A 17,073-nucleotide genomic window follows, 5' to 3' on the forward strand; every position below is an offset into this window, starting at 1 on the left:
GTACGGGGCGCGTAGTTCTTGCCCTCAGACAATCTCTTGCGCGTACTGATACAGTGCTTTCAGTAACGCTAGCTTCTCGTTATTTCCTTCGTATTGCCCGTACAGCGTTTCCAGTTCCTGGACGTAAGCCTGTAAAAATTCCGGGGTGAAAATCTGCCGGCGGTGCTCCAGCCAGCGCTGTTGCTCGCGTTCGTCCAACGTGCCGGGGAAGTTACGCGCCCGATAGTTAAACAGCAGACGCTCAATGCGCTTGTCGGCAAAGGTGATATCCAGCGCGGGCAGGTTACGAGGCTCTGTCTCCAGCACGATTTTCATCGCGGAGCGGTCAGCGTCGCTAAAGAAGCCATTATACAGCTGTGCATCGACGTTATCTGACGGCACGAACGGCTCTGCTTCGGCGAAGATAGCCACAACTTTCTCGCGAACCTGTGGGTTTTCACGCAATTGTTTGAGGTTGTCCAGACACTGCTGGCGATTAATGCCCAGGCGGTCGGCATCTTCAGGGCGCAGCGTATTGGCCTGCGCCAGTACCGGACATTTATTCAGATGCACCAGTTTGATGGGAACCGGCGAATTATCGCCAAGATCGGATTTAGCGGTGTATAACCGCTCGCGCAGGGTGTCGGCGTCCAGCTCCAGCAGTGGAGACATATCTCCGGCGAGATCAACCATAATCACCGCGTTGCGGTTATCCGGGTGCCAGGCAAGCGGCGCAACCCAGCTTGTATTGCCGCGCCATGCGCCAAACATCCCTGAAACATGCACCAGCGGTTTCATCTGCGGCACATCAATCAGGGTCATCAGCTTGTTCTTGCCGCGATAAGTATAGAGATAATCAAACAGCTTTGGCTGCTGCGTTTTGACCAGCTTCGCCATCGCAATGGTGGCGTACACGTCGGCCATCGCATCGTGGGCGTTGCTGTGCTCAATGCCGTTGGCTTTGGTCAAATGCTCCAGACGGAAGCTCGGCAGCCCGTCGTCGTTTTCCGGCCAGACAATCCCCTGCGGGCGCAGTGCATAACAGGCGCGCATCACATCGAGCAGATCCCAGCGCGAGTTACGGTTTTGCCAGCTCCAGGCGTAAGGGTCGTAAAAATTACGATAGAAAATGTTGCGCGTCACTTCATCATCAAAGCGCACGTTGTTGTAGCCGACGACGCACGTTTCCGGCACGGTAAAAATATCGTGAATGCGTTTGGCGAAAGCGGCTTCGTGGTCACCTTTTGCCCGTGCTTCCTGCGGCGTAATGCCGGTTATCAGGACGGCTTCGGGCTGTGGCAGGTAATCATCCGCCGGTTTGCAGTAAAAGACCTCAGGCTCACCGATAATTGTGAAATCCTTGTCGGTACGGATGGCGGCGAATTGCGCGGGTCTGTCGAGGGAAGGGCTGGTTCCGAACGTTTCATAGTCGTGAAACAGGAATCCCGGCGCGCTTGAAGTCTCTTGCATAGCGTTAACTGTGTCCGTGGAAAGCATTTAAGCTCATGGTAAACGATTTCGCTGAGCATCAGAAGGGCAGCAGGCGAAACTGGAAGCCGCCACGCAGGCTATTTTTTAGTGGCGAAATAGATGTGTGTCATATTTTCTTGCAATTTAAGCCAGCCAGAAAGCACGAAGTTCCGTAAAAAGGACGGCGAATTTGTGAAAGTTGAGGATTTACCGTTGAAAGCCCGTTTTTTTATTGCTGTATCTTTGCTCGCTTCGAGCGTTTCGTGTGCCTTTGCGGATGACTCCGCCATCCCTTCCGTCACCCCACCTGCGATTAAAGCCGGTGCCTGGGTATTAATGGACTACACAACCGGGCAGATTTTAACCGCAGGTAATGAACATCAACAGCGTAACCCAGCCAGCCTGACCAAGCTGATGACCGGCTATGTGGTTGACCGCGCGATTGATAACCATCGCATCTCGCCGGATGACATGGTTACCGTTGGGCGCGATGCCTGGGCGGCGGGCAATCCGGTATTCAAGGGGTCATCGCTGATGTTTCTTAAAGCCGGTGACCGCCTCACGGTGCGTGACCTCAGCCGTGGCTTGATTGTTGATTCCGGCAACGATGCGTGTGTGGCGCTGGCGGATTACGTCGCCGGTGGGCAGCCGCAGTTCGTCAAAATGATGAATGACTACGTTGAAAAATTGAACCTGCGCGATACGCATTTTGAAACTGTACACGGCCTCGATGCGCCGGGTCAGCACAGCTCAGCCTATGATTTGGCGGTACTGTCGCGCGCGATTATTCATGGCGAGCCTGAGTTTTATCACATGTACAGCGAGAAAAGCCTGACATGGAATGGCATTACTCAGCAGAACCGTAACGGGCTGCTGTGGGATAAAACCATGAATATCGACGGCCTGAAAACCGGGCACACTTCCGGGGCGGGCTTTAACCTGATTGCCTCGTCGGTGGATGGCCAACGCCGCCTGATTGCGGTGGTGATGGGGGCCGACAGCGCCAAAGGGCGTGAAGAACAGGCGCGCACGTTGCTGCGCTGGGGCCAGCAAAATTTCGACACCGTACAGCTTCTGAAAACGGGCAAGAAAGTGGGTACTGAGCGGATTTGGTACGGCGACAAAGAGACCATAACCCTGGGCACTGACCAGGATTTCTGGCTGGCGCTACCAAAAGCTGAAGTGCCAAATATCAAAGCCAAATATGTGCTGGATAAAAAAGAGCTGGAAGCGCCTATTGCTGCGCACCAGCGAGTTGGTGAAATTCAGTTGCTCGACGGCGATAAAGTGGTGGCTCAGTGGCCGTTAGTCACCTTAGAAAGCGTCGGGAAGGGCGGCCTGTTTTCGCGCCTGAGCGATTATTTACACCATAAAGCGTAAGGATTTGCGCCCCGTTAGCGGGGCGTTGTTTTATCTCTGTGGTCGTCGCTCGACGGAGCGGGTACAATTCGGCCTTTAGTCTTGTCGGAGAGTCGGTGTGCGTCCGGATAAGTCACTCAGCCCTTTTGAAATTCGTTTATATCGTAACTATCGTACAGTGCATGGCGTGCGCATTGCGCTGGCGTTTGTCCTGACATTTCTGATTGTCCGCTTACTCAGTATACCGGAAGGTTCATGGCCGCTGATTACCCTGGTGGTGGTGATGGGGCCAATCTCCTTTTGGGGAAATGTCGTCCCACGCGCCTTTCAGCGTATTGGCGGAACGGTACTGGGTTCTGCGCTGGGGCTGATAGCCCTGAAACTGGAGCTTATCTCTCTGCCGCTGATGTTGATCTGGTGCGCGGGGGCGATGTTCCTGTGCGGTTGGCTGGCACTGGGGAAAAAACCGTATCAGGCGCTGCTGATTGGTATCACGCTGGGCGTGGTGGTGGGCGCACCGCCTGGTGATATGCACACGGCGCTGTGGCGAAGCGGTGACGTGATTTTCGGCTGCCTGCTGGCGATGCTGTTTACCGGTATTTGGCCGCAGCGCGCGTTCATCCACTGGCGTATTCAGATGGCCAGCTTTGTCACCCAGTTTAACCGTATTTATCAGGCCGGGCTTTCACCGAACCTGATCGATCGCCCTCGGCTGGATAAGCATCTGCAAAAGGTGCTAAACGATGTGGTGAAAATGCGCGGGCTGATTACCCCCGCGAGTAAAGAAACGCATATCCACAAAGGAATTTTTGAAGCGATTCAAACCGTTAGCCGTAATCTGGTATGTATGCTGGAGCTGCAAATCAATGCGCATTGGGCCACTCGTCCAAGCCATTTGCTGATGCTCAACGCCCATACGCTACGCGAAACGCAGATGATGACTCAGCAAACGCTGCTGGCTATTGCCCACGCGTTGTATGAGGGAAACCCGCAGCCCATCAAGGCCAACAGCGAAAAACTCAACGACATTGCGGCGGAGTTACGGCAACTGGTCAATGAGCACAAAGGCGAAAATCTGTCGGAAACGCCGATTCATGGCTATGTCTGGCTAAGCATGGAGTTGGCGCGTCAGTTAGAATTGTTGTCGAGCCTGATGTGCCGGGCATTGCGTAAATAAAAGCCAGATGCGCCCGCTTTTGCGCGAGGTTGTTTCGATTCAGCAGGGTTTAGGGTTATGATTAGCCCAAAGCAAAAATGATTGTTAGCGGCAATGGCGATACGCAAAATCATTCAGGTTGAAGGATGTTGTGTATAAAAGTAATGTGTACCTTATCTTATCGTCGTTGTTTAACGAATCCGAATCTCAACTATCAGGGGTATAAAAATGGAAACCACGAAACCTTCGTTTCAGGACGTACTGGAGTTTGTGCGTTTGTTCCGTCGTAAGAACAAGCTGCAACGTGAAATTCAGGACGTTGAGAAAAAGATCCGTGACAACCAGAAGCGTGTTCTGCTGCTGGACAACCTCAGCGATTACATCAAGCCGGGCATGAGCGTTGAAGCCATCCAGGGCATCATCGCTAGCATGAAAGGCGACTACGAAGATCGTGTCGATGACTACATCATCAAAAATGCCGAGCTGTCGAAAGAACGTCGCGACATCTCCAAAAAACTGAAAGTGATGGGCGAGCAGAAAAGCGAGTAACCGTCATTAACGGGTGGTGGCTTCGCTGCCACCCGCTCTTTTAAGCCTTTCCTTCCTGTTTTCAGCTTCCACAACCGAGTGACATCGCGGGCAATGCAGAGTATAAAGCTCATCTGTTTGATATATTAACCACAGTGATGTGGGAACGTATTGATATCAAAGGATCTCGCGAACCATGCAGCAACATCAGGTACAACCATCATGATACTGGTGACCGGCGGCGCGCGCAGCGGCAAGAGCCGACACGCTGAATCGTTACTCAGTCAGTATCCCCAGGTTTGTTATATCGCCACCTCGCAGATATTTGACGCTGAGATGGCCGAGCGAATTCAGCACCATCGGGACAGCCGTCCTGCACACTGGCGCACCGAAGAACGCTGGCATCATCTTGCCGACATCATCACCCCGCAAAACGACCCTCACGAGGCGATTTTACTCGAGTGCATCACCACGCTTGTCACCAATATTCTGTTTGCTGCCGGTGATCCGCAGCAGATTGAACGCTGGGATTTTAGCGCGCTGGAAGCGCAGGTGAACGAGGAGATTGACGCATTGATTGCCGCCTGCCAGCGCTGCCCCTCGCCGATTGTGCTGGTGACGAATGAAGTGGGAATGGGCATTGTGCCCGAAAATCGACTGGCCCGGCATTTCCGCGATATCGCCGGGCGTGTGAACCAAAAACTGGCGCAGGCGGCAGATGACGTCTGGCTGGTGGTATCCGGGATTGGAGTCAAAATAAAATGAGCCGACTGTTTTTTGCCACTCTCTCTTTCATGAGCCGCTTGCCGGTTCCACAGCGCTGGTCGCAAGGGTTGGAGCTTGACCGTTACGTGAACGGTGTTATTACGTTTCCTTTTGTTGGGCTGTTATTAGGCGCGATAAGCGGCCTGTTGTTTATGCTCGTGCAGCCGTGGTGCGGCATTCCGCTGGCGGCATTCTTTACCGTGCTGGCACTGGCGCTGCTGACCGGCGGTTTCCATCTTGATGGCCTGGCCGACACCTGTGACGGTGTTTTCTCGGCGCGTCGCCGTGAGCGGATGCTGGAAATCATGCGCGATAGCCGCCTGGGGACTCACGGCGGGCTGGCGCTGATTTTCGTGCTGGTGGCAAAAGTGCTGACCCTCAGCGAACTGGCGCTGCGCGACACGCCGATGCTGGCAGCTATCGCCAGTACTTGTATTGCCGGACGCGCCGCCTCGGTGTTGATGATGTATCGCCACCGCTACGCTCGTGAAGAAGGGCTGGGAAATCTGTTTATCGGCAAAGTCAGCTTCCGCCAGACCTGGCTGACGTTACTGATTGGCGGCGGGCTAGTGACCGCCATGCTGGGAATGCACGGCCTGCGCGCAGTGCTGGTGGCGTTTATCGGCGTCTTTATTCTCGGCCAACTGTTAAAACGAACGCTGGGTGGACAAACCGGCGACACGCTTGGCGCAGGTATCGAACTGGGCGAAGTGATCTTCTTGCTGGCGCTCCTGTAAGCCAGCGTATGACGTAATGGATAAAACAATGCAAACACTGGCTTCACTGCTGGCGACTATTCCTGATGTGGATAGCGCCGCGATGGCACATGCGCAGCAACATATTGATGGGCTTCTTAAACCGACCGGCAGCCTGGGGCAGCTGGAAGAGTTGGCTGTACAGTTAGCGGGGATGCCGGGGTTACACGGTGCGCCGCAGGTGGCTAAAAAAGCCATTCTGGTGATGTGTGCTGACCACGGCGTATGGCACGAAGGGGTGGCGGTATCGCCACAGGTGGTGACGGCTATTCAGGCCGCCAATATGACTCGTCATAATACCGGCGTCTGTGTGCTGGCCGCTCAGGCGGGCGCAGAGGTACACGTTATCGACGTTGGCATCGATGCTGACCCCATTCCCGGCCTTATCGATATGAAAGTCGCACGCAGCAGCGGTAATATCGCGCAGACGGCAGCAATGACGGCAGAACAAGCGCAAACGGTGCTGTTAGCGGCTATCAACTATACCCGAAGCCTGGCAGAGCAGGGCGTGACGCTATTTGGCGTCGGCGAATTGGGTATGGCGAACACCACGCCAGCCGCTGCGGTAGTGAGCGTGTTGACCGGCAGCGCAGCCGAAGAGGTTGTCGGCGTAGGTGCAAACCTGCCGCAGGCGCAGCTTGCCCATAAAGTTGCGGTAGTACGCCGGGCTATTGAACTGAACAAACCGGACGCCAGCAATGGTCTGGATGTGTTGGCGAAAGTTGGCGGTTTTGACCTGCTGGGGATGACCGGCGTTATGCTGGGGGCGGCCTCTTGCGGCCTGCCGGTGGTGCTTGACGGTTTCCTGTCTTATGCTTCGGCGCTGGCGGCTTGCCGCATCGCACCGGGCGTGAAACCGTACCTGATCCCATCCCATTTCTCGGCAGAGAAGGGCGCGCGTATTGCGCTGGAACATCTGCAACTGGAGCCGTATCTGAACATGTCGATGCGTTTAGGTGAAGGCAGCGGGGCGGCAATGGCGATGCATATCGTTGAATCCGCTTGCACCATGTATAACCAGATGGGCACGCTGGCAGACAGCAACATCGTGTTGCCGGTGTAAGCGCCGCCGCGCGGCGTATGGTTTACATAGCATAAACCATACGCTCGTCAGTGGGGCAGGCGGTGGTTAGCGCGTCATTTCCGCCGCAATTTTCTCTGCTGCCATAATAATCGGCGCATTGATATTAGCGGTGGGGACGCGCGGCAGGATAGAACCGTCCACGATGCGCAATTTTGACAACCCATGCACTCGTCCTTGATTATCCGTTACCGCCATCTCATCGCTGCCCATCCGGCAGGTACTGGTGGGATGGTGCTCGGTATTTGCCACTCGCCGCAGCCAGATTTCGATTTCCGCATCGCTTGCCGCAAGCGTCGGTGTGTCGACAAAGCCGCTCAGATATCCCGACCAGGCCGGTTGATGCACCATTTCCAGCGTTTTCCTGATTCCCTGAACCATCTCGGTGATATCCCGTCGGTCGGTCAGATAATTAAAGCGAATAACCGGCTTTTGACGGGGATCGGCGGAACGTAACGACACAGAACCCCGGCTGTAAGGGCGCATCTGGCTAACGAAATACTGGAACCCATCGGCAATATGCACTTTCCCTGACTGGAAATCGGCAAGGAACGGCAGAAATTCGTGCTGCATATTGATGTAGTCAACTTCGTCGCTGCTCTTAAAAAACGCCCCGACCTCAAAGAAATTGGTCGCCCCCAGACCTGATTTAAAGCACGACCATTCAGCACCCAGCTTTAGGCGTCCCAGCATATTTAGCTGTTTACAGATAGAAACCCCTTTCGGCGCGCGAAAGCGCAACGGGGCGACCACATGATCCTGTAAACAGGCCCCAACGCCGGGGAGGTGTGCCACCGACGGAATATTATGTTCAGCCAGCTGCTCACGGTCGCCAACGCCGGAAAGCAATAGCAGGTGCGGCGAGCCGATACTGCCAGCACAGAGGATGACTTCTCTGGAGGCATGAATAACCTGGCGGGTGTCGCCGTGTTGCAGCGTCACACCGGTCGCGGTAGTTCCGTTAAAGTTGATTCGCTCCACCAGGCAGCCAGTCATTACCGTCAGGTTCGGGCGGTCGGCGACCGGTTTGAGATAGGCGAGACTGGTGCTGCAACGCACACCCTTGCGAATGGTCGCCTGTGTCACGTGCACGCCTTCCTGCGAGCCGCTGTTATAGTCGCCAGCGTTTTGCAGGCCGAATTGTTGCCCGGCTTCAAGAAAACGTTGATACAACGGGTGGTCGGCTTTACTGCGCGTAACCGAGATAGGCCCCTTGCCACCGCGTTCGGGGTCACGGCCTTCCTCAAAGTTCTCCAGTTTTTTGAAGTACGGCAGACAGTCGGCAAAATCCCAGCCGCTGACGCCCAGGTTTTTCCAGTTATCGTAGTCATTACGGTGGCCACGGACATGTACCATGCCGTTGATTGATGAGCTTCCGCCCAGGCAGCGACCGCGCGCCTGGCCAATTGTCCGGCCGCTGAGTTCCGGCTCTGGCTCGCTTTCAAATTTCCAGTTATAGACGTCGCTCTCAATTGGAAACGTCAGCGCCGCAGGCATTCTGATAAAAATGCTGTTATCCCGGGGGCCTGCTTCAATCAGGCAGACTCGGACGTTAGGGTTCGCCGTCAGCCTGTTAGCCATGACGCATCCTGCTGAACCTGCGCCAATCACCAGATAATCGAATTCCTGAATATGCTCAACCATGTTTTTAACCTGACTTTTATGACTTAACGGATAGGGATTGTGGTCGGGACGATGACGCGATGCGGGTTTGCTCGGGTTCATTGGCGACAACATATAAAGAGAGGGCTTCCCAGCGGCGCTGACCGCTGCTTTTCAGCTTATACAGACGCCATAAGCCGATGAACATTAACAGCGCAAAAGCGAGGGGCGCATAGCCGACAGGCGGCTCCGGCAGTGGGAACAGCGAATAGTAAAGTACGCACAGCAGCACAGCGCTGGAAAACAGCGGGAACAGAATATGCATTGTGATGCTCAGGGATTTGCGCATGGTGGTGGTGAAGAAACGCATCACGCCGATGTTGCCCATAATGTACACGAAGACATAAATAATGGTGGCGAGCGTCGCCAGCATAAAGAACACCCGATCCGGGGCGACAAGAGAACCGACGAACAGGCCTATCGCCAGGCTTAACAAGGTCTGGGTAAGGATTGCCATGTGCGGAGTGCGGTGCTTCGGGTGAACCTTTTGCAGCCATTTCGGCATGGTTTCTGATCGTGCCATAGCGTACCAGTTACGCGTTGCATCCACGGTGCAGGCAATGCAAACGGCGATGCCGGAGTTCAGTAGCGCCAGCAATACCAACACCCAGGCCGGCCCCCACAGACGATGCGCGACGGTCAGCGCGGGGTTATCGGTTGCGGAACCCAGCGTGTCCATATGCGCAATTCCCCAGCCGGACTGAATTCCCCAGGCGCAGAACACATAAAATACCCCGAGTAAAATAACGGAACCAATAATGGCCTGGGGGATCACTTTGCGAGGGTTACGCGCTTCTTCGGCAACGGCGGCTGCGCCTTCCCAGCCGGTGAAGGCAAAAATAGATAACACTACGGCAAGGAAGAAACCGTTGGAACTGGGGCTGCTGGTTGGCAGGAAGCCGTCCAGCGTGACGCCTCCTTCACCGGGGGAAAGCAGGCCGCACAACGCCAGCGCCGCGACAATCAGCATTTCAAAAATAGATAAAATGGTCAGCATTTTGCCGGAGGTTTTAATCCCACGGTAAGCCACGGTTCCCACCAGGATCAGAATAAATAAGGCGATCGCTTGCCAGGGAATGTTAATGCCGTAGTTTTTGGCTATCTCATTTTGCATGACGAACCCAGTATAGGCCGCCAGCCCACCGGGGATCAGCGCGACTATCCAGGAGTACATCCAGCCAACGATAAAACCTGCGCTGGGGCCAACGGTGGCGCTGACGTAGGTATAAAAACCACCCGCAGAAGGAAAGTGTTTTCCCAACTGCGCCAGGGAAACCGCCACAATCAGGCCGATAATAAATGCCACGATATAAGCTGAAGGCGCGCTAAGCCCCGCTTGTTGGGTATTAAAGGCGATAGTGGTTAATACACCCACGGCGGGAGCAATCTGCGCAATACTTTGCATCAGCACGGTGGGTAGACCAATCGAGTTACGCTGCAAACCCGTTTCTTGTCCGGTGGCGAAGCGATCGCTGTTCATTGAAAACTCCTGATCCAGTGTTAGGCAATGTTATCAAATGTTATGGATATGTTTCGATGTGGAGTATGATTGCACGAAAACGTGCTAGTCAATGCTCAGTAATGGGCGATTTATAGTCTTATTGCTTGTTTTGTGATTTGCGTCGCGTTTGTGTGCTATTGACTGCGCGATTTCGTGCATATAGCATAAAAGCACTTCACACCACGAGGATGAATCAATGGCGGTACAAAGCAGTCCATACGAACGCGATATTCAAGATCAGATTACTGCGCTGGAGGCGCAGCTTGCTTATCGCCTGCCGACGGCATTAGGGGAGTTAGACCTGCACGATTTCGGGCGCATTGTACTGGCGGGAATGGGGTCATCCGATTATTCGATGATTCCGGTAGAACGTGAACTGCTGTCTCGCGGGCTGCCAGTGTGGCGGGTAGATGCGGGTAAACTGCTTGATACGCCAGAACTTATTACGCCAGATACGCTGCTATGGTTGACTTCGCAGTCGGGGATGAGCGGCGAAGTGGTGGCGCTACTGGATAAGTTACAGGGTGAGCGCCATCCGGCGACCATCATTGGCGTCACCAATGGTGAAGACAGTGAACTGGCCAGGCACAGCGATATTGTGGTGGCGCTGAAATCCGGTAGCGAGGCGACCGTCAGCTCGAAAAGCTATCTCAATACTCTACTGGCGCAGCAGCGTATTTTATGCGCGCTGACGGGGCAGAGCGAAACCGCACTGCTGGCAGATGTCACCGCCTTTCTGCCGCAGATTGCTGAGCAAATTGTGGATGATGCTTTTGTTCAGCCATTAACCGAAGCGTTATTTAGCCATCCGCACCCACGCGTTGCGCTGATTGCTACTGGCGCGGATGGGGCCACGGCAATGACGGGGGCTTTGATTTTAAAAGAGGCCAGCAAAATGGCGGCGGAGGGGTATCTGGGCGGTGAGTTCCGCCACGGGCCGATGGAAACTTCTGGTGCAGGAATGCTCGCGGTGTTGATTGGCGATGAAGGCAGCGAAACTCTGGCGCGTCTTGCCGAAGAGTTGGACGGCAATGGGACAACGGTCGTGACTATCGGGCCGGAGCGCTATGGCACAGGGATGCATCTTAGTGCGCCATCCGGGCAGCCTCTGCTGCGATTAATCGGTGGGATGCTTTATATTCAGCACATGACGGTAGCCTTTGCTCGGGCGAAAAACCTACAACCAGGGCAATTTCTTTATGGGCAAAAGATCACGGTAAAAATTTAAGATGACAACCGGCGCGGTTGCCAGGGAAAAAAGAGAGCGTTGATATGATGCAGCATGAGGTGTGTGCAGGGGTTGATATCGGAGGGACGGGCATCAGAGTTGTCATTATGCAGGGGGAAACGCTGCTGATCTCGACGACGTTTGCCACAGCACCGTTTGCCGAGCTTTCAACAGCGCAGCGCGTTCAGTCGCTGGCGCAGCGTATTCAGGCGTTACTTCCGGCGGGCTACCGCCTTACGGGCGTGGGGATTGGTGCTAGCGGGCCAGTTGATATCGATAGCGGCGTGATTGATAACCCCTATACGTTACCGGCGTTTTCCGGCTTTTCGCTGACCGCATCACTGGCTGAATGCCTGCACGTGCCGGTAAAAATCGACAATGATGCGATAGCGGCGGCGCTGGGCGAATACCATTTTGGTGCCGGTATTGGCAGCCAGCGGATGCTAATGGTGACGCTGGGAACGGGGGTCGGTGTGGCGCTACTGAATAAGGGTTTGCCGTTCAGAATGGCCGACGGCAGCCACCCAGAAGCAGGGCATATCCCGATAGGGGATAGCGAGCAAGTGTGCTATTGCGGCCTGAGCGGCTGTTGGGAAAGCCTGGCGGCGCGCAGTTGGTTACAGGCGCAAATTGCGCAGCAATGGCCTGATATAGATTATCGACAACAATCGCTGGCGGACTGGCAGCGACTTTGCCAGCAGCACGCCAGCCTTGCGGAGATTTTCCACCGCTATGGCCGCCAGGTAGGGCGAGGATTGGGGGCGCTATTGATGGCCTATGGGCCTGACATCACGGTGCTGAGCGGTAGTGCGGCTTCGCTGTACCCATTATATGAGCAAGGATTGCACAGCGTATTACAGCGTGCGCCGGGATTTGAAATTAACCGGCAAATTCACATCTCGACTCTGGGAGATAGTGCCGGTGCGATGGGTGCGACCAAACTGCTCTCTGATACGGCTTTGCTTATTTAGTTGATTGCCATTAGTATTTACACGAAATCGTGCATCGAATAAGGGCCGTAGTCAATGACCGCGACAGAGCGTAGAAACCAAATCATCGAACTGATTAATGAGCGGGGGTACGTAAACAGCGGTGAACTCTCCGCCTTCTTTGCTGTGGACAGCTCGACTATTCGTCGGGATTTAGCCTTCCTGGAGAAAAATGGGCGTTTGCTTCGTACTCACGGCGGCGTTTTACCGCAGCAGGATTCACTGGATGGTGACTCACCGTGGAATGTACGACGGGACATGAACGTGCAGGCGAAATGCGCGATTGCGCAAGCGGCGCTGGCTGATATTAAAGATGGCCAGACGCTGATTCTGGATAACGGTTCGACTGTTTACCAGCTTGCCGTGGCCTTGCGTGAACGAAAGAATCTGACGGTGATTACTAATGACCTGATGATAGCGATGCAACTCTCCCAGCATCCGTCTATTACTCTACATGTTGCGGGGGGAGTCATGCTCAATAACGTCTACACCCTGGTTGGGCCAGATACGCTGAGCAAATTCGCCAATGTTCATACCGATTGGGCGTTTCTCGGTGCGGAAGGCGTGCACTATGACAGTGGTATCACCAATATCAATACCGTAGAGGTTTCGGTAAAACAGGCGATGATTGCTGCGGCAAACCAGACCGTCGTGCTGGCGGATAGCTCAAAAATCGGCCATAAGGCTTTTTCGCATGTCTGCGGGCTGGACGCTATCAGCCGGATCATCACCGACGATCAACGGGTGATAAAAGAAGCCCGAAGCTATGGTGATAAGCTACAGATAGTGAGCATGAAAGCCTAGCGTAGACGAACGGGGAAGGGGGCGCTGGCTGTTTTCTTCCTGCGTTGCTGAGAAGTGCCATAGGTTAGAAAAGCAAAAAGCCCGCTCGAAAGCAGGCTTTTTAAATTTGGCTCCTCTGACTGGACTCGAACCAGTGACATACGGATTAACAGTCCGCCGTTCTACCGACTGAACTACAGAGGAATTGTTAGAGCGGGGCGAATATTAGCGAGCCTCCTGCGCCATGTCAAAGGCTGGATGCGCTAAATCGGTTTGATTGCTGACAAAACCAGCAAAAAAGTGTTTTACGGGCGTATTAGGTCGGCTGCCCGCACCTGGATGACCATGCTTTTGCTGAGCCTGATCGCTAAAAGGTTCATCGCTTGGCGGGAAACTTGGTGTAGCGGCAGTTCGGAGCGTTCTGCCGCTGCACTTTTCCCGCGACAACGCGATGTTGTCAGCCTCTGCCCCACCGTTTTACCACCTGGCTTGTGATCCAGGGAATGGCGAAGGAGGAAAGTACCATCACCAGCGCCAGTTGCGAGGTGGCGGCTTCCGCATAGGGGGCGAAAGCGGGTTGTGACGTTGCCAGTATGGTCGGAACGACGACCGATATTCCGGCTACGCTACAGGTAGAGACAGCGGCATAGCCGGGGCGGCGAAGAATGGCCCGGTCAACGAGCAGCATCAATGCGACGTTGACGATCAGGAAAATCAGCGTCAGCAGGATCCCCGCCAACCCAGCCGTTAACGCGCTGCCCAGATTGACCGACGCGCCGAAGCAGAAGCCGAGGAAAGGCAGTACAATAGGCGTGCCCGGCGCCATCAGGGCGCGGATCTGCGGATCGAGATTGCCAAGGATGATGCCGACAATAAACGGAATCAGCACGACCAGAACTTCCATCAGATCGATACCGCCGCCTCCGGCGATGCCGATGATAAGAATTGGCGTAGCGGGTACGGCGATGACATTCAACAGGCCAAAGACCGCTTTGTCCGTGTCGTCGCCGTACTGTTCGCACAGCGCGATATAGACGCCGGGATTGCAACTCACCATCGCGCTTATCAAGGCAACCGCCGAAATACCCCAGAACCCGTCCAGGCCGAACCAGCTCAGCACGAACCAGCCCGCCAGGAAACCGATCGCCAGTTTGGCCAGGCAAAGTGCCGCGCCGCGTTTCAGAGTCATGCCCAACTGGTTTAGCCTGAACTGGCTGCCCGTGATAAACAGGATCAGGCCGATAACGACCATAGTGCCTTTGGCGGTGAACAGACTTGTCGGCCCGCCGAGTTTGAGTGCTTCGGGGAAGAACGTGTTAATCAGTGCGGTGACGAACATCGGTACGATCATCAAACCGCCCGGTATTTTTTTAACACAGCCAAGAATATTCATTTTAACTATTCCGTCCTGGATAAAGAGAAGGGAACCCCAGTACCTGGGATCCCCATCGTTTTACAGTCTCACTTTGCTGAAAAGAGCCGATGCGTTCCCGCTAAAGATTTTCGCTTTCTGCGTTTCGTCCAGGTACGGAGCCGTGAACACGGCGTTGGTCTGGTCTTCCAGAACCGGTACTGGCGGGAAGGGGTAGTCGCTGCCGTAAAGAATGTGGCTGACATCGGTCATATCCAGCACGTCGCGCAACTGGTGAGCAGCTGATGCGCCAGTGGTATCGAAATAGAAGCGGCTGAAAGTCTTATAAACGTCATAATCTTCCGTTACCGAGCCGGTCTTGATAAGCGTCGGTTTGAAAGACGCGATCCGGTCAACGACGTACGGCAGCATTGAGCCACAGTGCGGCATCAGGAATTTGATATCAGGATATTTTTCGGGATAACCGCGCAGCATCAGATCGACAACACAGCGCGTGGTGTCGAAAATGAATTCCATCATCGGGATAGGCAGCATCTCGCCGACGCCTACCGGCACAGCACCTGGTTTGTTAGGATGAAACGTCACGACGGCCTTGCGACGGTTGAACTCGGCGAACATCGGCTCCAGCTCCGGCGCGCCCATATAGATGCCTTTGGTATTGGTCGGCAGCGTGAAGCCATCAGTGTCCAGATGATCGCAGGCATAAGCGATTTCTTCGAGCGTATCATCGATGTTGGGCAGAGGAAGGGACGCCAGAAAGCTGAATTTCCCCGGATTATCTGCCACGACCTGCGCTCCGGCTTCGTTGCCAATACGGGCAAGCTGGCGGTTGACTTCACGGGTGCTGAAATTGATATGCGGCGACGAGTATGACAGAACCGTATGCACGATCCCCATTGATTCATTGTACTGTAAATGTTTTTCGACCGACCATTCCGGCATTGGAAAACGATCTGGATTGCCGCCCAGATACTTATTCATGGCCTCAAGGTACGATGGGGTCAGGAAATGTGAGTGTACATCGACTTTCGGAATATCTCTGAAATTGCTCATTGTTGCCTCCGTGGTGAAAACCGTCATTTGCGAGGGGGTGAATCCATCCAGTCGGCTCGTTGGCAGGCCGACAAAAAGATGTTACTCCCGCGTATCTGATACAATAAGAAGGCAAATTAATTCGGCTGATACCTATTTGATATCACCAAGACAAGGTCAGGAGGACCATCTTGAAAATCCATCATTTGCGCCATTTTGAGGCGGTGATCCGCACAGGAAGTCTGCGCGCGGCGGCACGGTTGCTTGGTCTTGCGCAACCCGCGTTAACCCGTAGTCTGCGCGAGCTGGAAGACGAATTAGGATTACCGTTGCTCGAGCGCCACTCTTATGGCACTACGCCGACGCCTGCGGGAGAGCGGTTTTACCTTCGCGCCCGCAATATGCTGGAAGATTTGCAGCGGGCCAAAGATGAAGCCAGCCAGTTGCGCGGCGAACTACAGGGAAAAGTCGTCGTGGGGTTTTCGCCGGTCGTTCTGGAGATGATCCTGCCCCTGGTCTATCAGCCTTTTCGCGAGCAATATCCGCAGGTCAGACTGACGATTCTGGAAACTGTCTATCCCGCCGCCATTCCCCGCCTGAATGATGGCAGCATGGATTTTTATGTCGGCCCCAGCCCGGAGAAAGCGCCCGAATCGCGCTACCAGATGGATCTTTTGTGGCGAAAAAATCGCATGGTCATCGCCCGGAAAAACCACCCGCTGGCACAGGCAACGAGCCTCGCGCAACTCTGTGATGCGCAATGGCTCTGCTTCGGACTGCGCAACCGGCCGGAAGAGGAATTCGACGAGGTGTTCCAAACGCACGGACTGGCATCGCCGCGCTTGCTTACGCAGGTGAATTCCGTCATGGCTGTTCTGACGCTGCTTTCCTCCACCGATTCGTTGATCCTGCTACCTAAAGCCTTGTTGAAATCGGAGTTTTTTAAAGACTCGATGATCGCCATCGCGATCGAGGAGCAGATCCCCGGCCCGGAAATCGTGCAGATCCGCCGCGCCAGTATGCCGCTGACCCCGGCGGCCGAAGCCCTTTCCCTGCTGGTGGAAAAAGCGGCTGGACATGTGATATCGACCTTCGATTGAGCGTGTTGGGGGCGAATGCATCCGCTAGCTGAATGCTAAAAAGCAAAAAGCCCGCTCGAAAGCAGGCTTTTTAAATTTGGCTCCTCTGACTGGACTCGAACCAGTGACATACGGATTAACAGTCCGCCGTTCTACCGACTGAACTACAGAGGAATCGGTTGGAGGCTTATCTTAGCGGCGTAAAAACTTTTGTCAAATCCCAATAATCGTCCGTGTGTTAGAGTGGCTCTTTTAGCAACAATCTGTTGTATTTACCGACAAAAATTAAGGAAAAATACTTTGCAGGATGGGCGATTCTCCCTCATTATTTGAA

15 protein-coding genes and 2 tRNA genes are annotated in these 17,073 nt (G+C 54.4%); 10 read left to right on the forward strand and 7 right to left on the reverse strand.

Translation table 11 applies throughout. The annotated features are described in order from the left end of the window. Window positions 1-24 precede the first annotated feature (24 nt). Window positions 25-1,449 carry an exodeoxyribonuclease I gene (gene sbcB / locus AC6I4B_RS09085; protein WP_497771142.1) on the reverse strand — a complete coding sequence of 475 codons (1,425 nt, stop codon included), beginning with the start codon at window positions 1,447-1,449 and terminating at the stop codon, window positions 25-27. Window positions 1,450-1,662: 213 nt separating this feature from the next. Between sbcB and dacD the strand changes: the two genes are divergently transcribed. The 6 genes from dacD to cobT all read left to right on the forward strand — a co-directional run bounded on the left by dacD (window position 1,663) and on the right by cobT (window position 7,075). Continuing rightward, complete coding sequence (gene dacD / locus AC6I4B_RS09090) at window positions 1,663-2,829, forward strand: serine-type D-Ala-D-Ala carboxypeptidase DacD (protein WP_497772074.1); 1,167 nt, start codon at window positions 1,663-1,665, stop codon at window positions 2,827-2,829. A 97-nt stretch (window positions 2,830-2,926) separates the two neighbouring features. After that, window positions 2,927-3,985, forward strand: coding sequence for an FUSC family protein (locus AC6I4B_RS09095; RefSeq protein ID WP_497771144.1), 1,059 nt, complete (start codon window positions 2,927-2,929; stop codon window positions 3,983-3,985). Between the two features lie 207 nt (window positions 3,986-4,192). Further along, complete coding sequence (locus AC6I4B_RS09100) at window positions 4,193-4,513, forward strand: DUF496 family protein (RefSeq protein WP_106930025.1); 321 nt, start codon at window positions 4,193-4,195, stop codon at window positions 4,511-4,513. Between the two features lie 198 nt (window positions 4,514-4,711). Continuing rightward, window positions 4,712-5,257: a bifunctional adenosylcobinamide kinase/adenosylcobinamide-phosphate guanylyltransferase gene (cobU, locus tag AC6I4B_RS09105; protein ID WP_497772075.1), complete on the forward strand. Its 546-nt coding sequence runs from the start codon at window positions 4,712-4,714 to the stop codon at window positions 5,255-5,257. Further along, window positions 5,254-5,994, forward strand: coding sequence for an adenosylcobinamide-GDP ribazoletransferase (gene cobS / locus AC6I4B_RS09110; protein WP_497771146.1), 741 nt, complete (start codon window positions 5,254-5,256; stop codon window positions 5,992-5,994). The genes cobU and cobS overlap by 4 nt, the downstream gene beginning before the upstream one ends. 28 nt (window positions 5,995-6,022) lie before the next feature. Beyond that, window positions 6,023-7,075 (forward strand): nicotinate-nucleotide--dimethylbenzimidazole phosphoribosyltransferase, encoded by a 1,053-nt coding sequence (cobT, locus tag AC6I4B_RS09115; RefSeq protein ID WP_497771147.1) that lies wholly within the window; start codon window positions 6,023-6,025, stop codon window positions 7,073-7,075. 66 nt (window positions 7,076-7,141) lie between these two features. On the opposite strand, the gene AC6I4B_RS09120 is transcribed toward cobT, so the two are convergent. Both AC6I4B_RS09120 and AC6I4B_RS09125 read right to left on the reverse strand, forming a co-directional pair. Further along, the gene (locus tag AC6I4B_RS09120; RefSeq protein ID WP_497771149.1) at window positions 7,142-8,737 is read right to left on the reverse strand and encodes a GMC family oxidoreductase; all 1,596 of its coding nucleotides are present in this window, start codon (window positions 8,735-8,737) and stop codon (window positions 7,142-7,144) included. Window positions 8,738-8,753: 16 nt separating this feature from the next. Beyond that, complete coding sequence (locus AC6I4B_RS09125) at window positions 8,754-10,235, reverse strand: APC family permease (protein WP_497771150.1); 1,482 nt, start codon at window positions 10,233-10,235, stop codon at window positions 8,754-8,756. 217 nt (window positions 10,236-10,452) lie between these two features. On the opposite strand from AC6I4B_RS09125, the gene AC6I4B_RS09130 reads away from it, so the two are divergent. The 3 genes from AC6I4B_RS09130 to AC6I4B_RS09140 are packed head-to-tail and all read left to right on the forward strand — an operon-like array spanning window position 10,453 to window position 13,277. Then, the gene (locus AC6I4B_RS09130) at window positions 10,453-11,484 is read left to right on the forward strand and encodes an SIS domain-containing protein (protein ID WP_497771152.1); all 1,032 of its coding nucleotides are present in this window, start codon (window positions 10,453-10,455) and stop codon (window positions 11,482-11,484) included. A gap of 44 nt (window positions 11,485-11,528) precedes the next feature. Next, a complete protein-coding gene (locus AC6I4B_RS09135) occupies window positions 11,529-12,455 on the forward strand; it encodes an ROK family protein (RefSeq protein WP_497771153.1) in 927 nt (308 codons plus the stop codon). A gap of 54 nt (window positions 12,456-12,509) precedes the next feature. After that, window positions 12,510-13,277 (forward strand): DeoR/GlpR family DNA-binding transcription regulator, encoded by a 768-nt coding sequence (locus AC6I4B_RS09140; protein WP_497771155.1) that lies wholly within the window; start codon window positions 12,510-12,512, stop codon window positions 13,275-13,277. A 107-nt stretch (window positions 13,278-13,384) separates the two neighbouring features. Here the strand turns inward: AC6I4B_RS09140 and AC6I4B_RS09145 are convergent. The 3 genes from AC6I4B_RS09145 to AC6I4B_RS09155 all read right to left on the reverse strand — a co-directional run bounded on the left by AC6I4B_RS09145 (window position 13,385) and on the right by AC6I4B_RS09155 (window position 15,681). Continuing rightward, a tRNA-Asn gene (locus AC6I4B_RS09145) sits at window positions 13,385-13,460 on the reverse strand. 253 nt (window positions 13,461-13,713) lie between these two features. Then, window positions 13,714-14,649 (reverse strand): 2-keto-3-deoxygluconate permease, encoded by a 936-nt coding sequence (locus tag AC6I4B_RS09150; protein WP_497771156.1) that lies wholly within the window; start codon window positions 14,647-14,649, stop codon window positions 13,714-13,716. A 60-nt stretch (window positions 14,650-14,709) separates the two neighbouring features. Further along, on the reverse strand, window positions 14,710-15,681 hold the full coding sequence (locus AC6I4B_RS09155) for an amidohydrolase family protein (RefSeq protein WP_497771158.1): 972 nt from the start codon (window positions 15,679-15,681) through the stop codon (window positions 14,710-14,712). A gap of 170 nt (window positions 15,682-15,851) precedes the next feature. Here AC6I4B_RS09155 and AC6I4B_RS09160 point away from each other — a divergent pair, with 170 nt between their 5' ends. Next, on the forward strand, window positions 15,852-16,760 hold the full coding sequence (locus AC6I4B_RS09160; protein WP_497771159.1) for a LysR substrate-binding domain-containing protein: 909 nt from the start codon (window positions 15,852-15,854) through the stop codon (window positions 16,758-16,760). Between the two features lie 77 nt (window positions 16,761-16,837). Here the strand turns inward: AC6I4B_RS09160 and AC6I4B_RS09165 are convergent. Then, window positions 16,838-16,913 (reverse strand) — tRNA-Asn (locus AC6I4B_RS09165). Window positions 16,914-17,073: the final 160 nt, after the last annotated feature.

The sequence above is a fragment of the Kluyvera fluvialis genome (genome assembly GCF_059725275.1).

What these genes read in the sequence shown, in the direction of transcription:
- AC6I4B_RS09140 (WP_497771155.1), top strand. Translation starts at nt 12,510, where the DNA reads ATGACCGCGACAGAGCGTAGAAACCAAATCATCGAACTGATTAATGAG.
- AC6I4B_RS09135 (WP_497771153.1), top strand. Translation starts at nt 11,529, where the DNA reads ATGATGCAGCATGAGGTGTGTGCAGGGGTTGATATCGGAGGGACGGGC.
- AC6I4B_RS09130 (WP_497771152.1), top strand. Translation starts at nt 10,453, where the DNA reads ATGGCGGTACAAAGCAGTCCATACGAACGCGATATTCAAGATCAGATT.
- AC6I4B_RS09100 (WP_106930025.1), top strand. Translation starts at nt 4,193, where the DNA reads ATGGAAACCACGAAACCTTCGTTTCAGGACGTACTGGAGTTTGTGCGT.
- AC6I4B_RS09150 (WP_497771156.1), bottom strand. Translation starts at nt 14,649, where the DNA reads ATGAATATTCTTGGCTGTGTTAAAAAAATACCGGGCGGTTTGATGATC.
- AC6I4B_RS09155 (WP_497771158.1), bottom strand. Translation starts at nt 15,681, where the DNA reads ATGAGCAATTTCAGAGATATTCCGAAAGTCGATGTACACTCACATTTC.
- AC6I4B_RS09120 (WP_497771149.1), bottom strand. Translation starts at nt 8,737, where the DNA reads ATGGTTGAGCATATTCAGGAATTCGATTATCTGGTGATTGGCGCAGGT.
- cobT (WP_497771147.1), top strand. Translation starts at nt 6,023, where the DNA reads ATGCAAACACTGGCTTCACTGCTGGCGACTATTCCTGATGTGGATAGC.
- AC6I4B_RS09125 (WP_497771150.1), bottom strand. Translation starts at nt 10,235, where the DNA reads ATGAACAGCGATCGCTTCGCCACCGGACAAGAAACGGGTTTGCAGCGT.
- sbcB (WP_497771142.1), bottom strand. Translation starts at nt 1,449, where the DNA reads ATGCAAGAGACTTCAAGCGCGCCGGGATTCCTGTTTCACGACTATGAA.
- cobS (WP_497771146.1), top strand. Translation starts at nt 5,254, where the DNA reads ATGAGCCGACTGTTTTTTGCCACTCTCTCTTTCATGAGCCGCTTGCCG.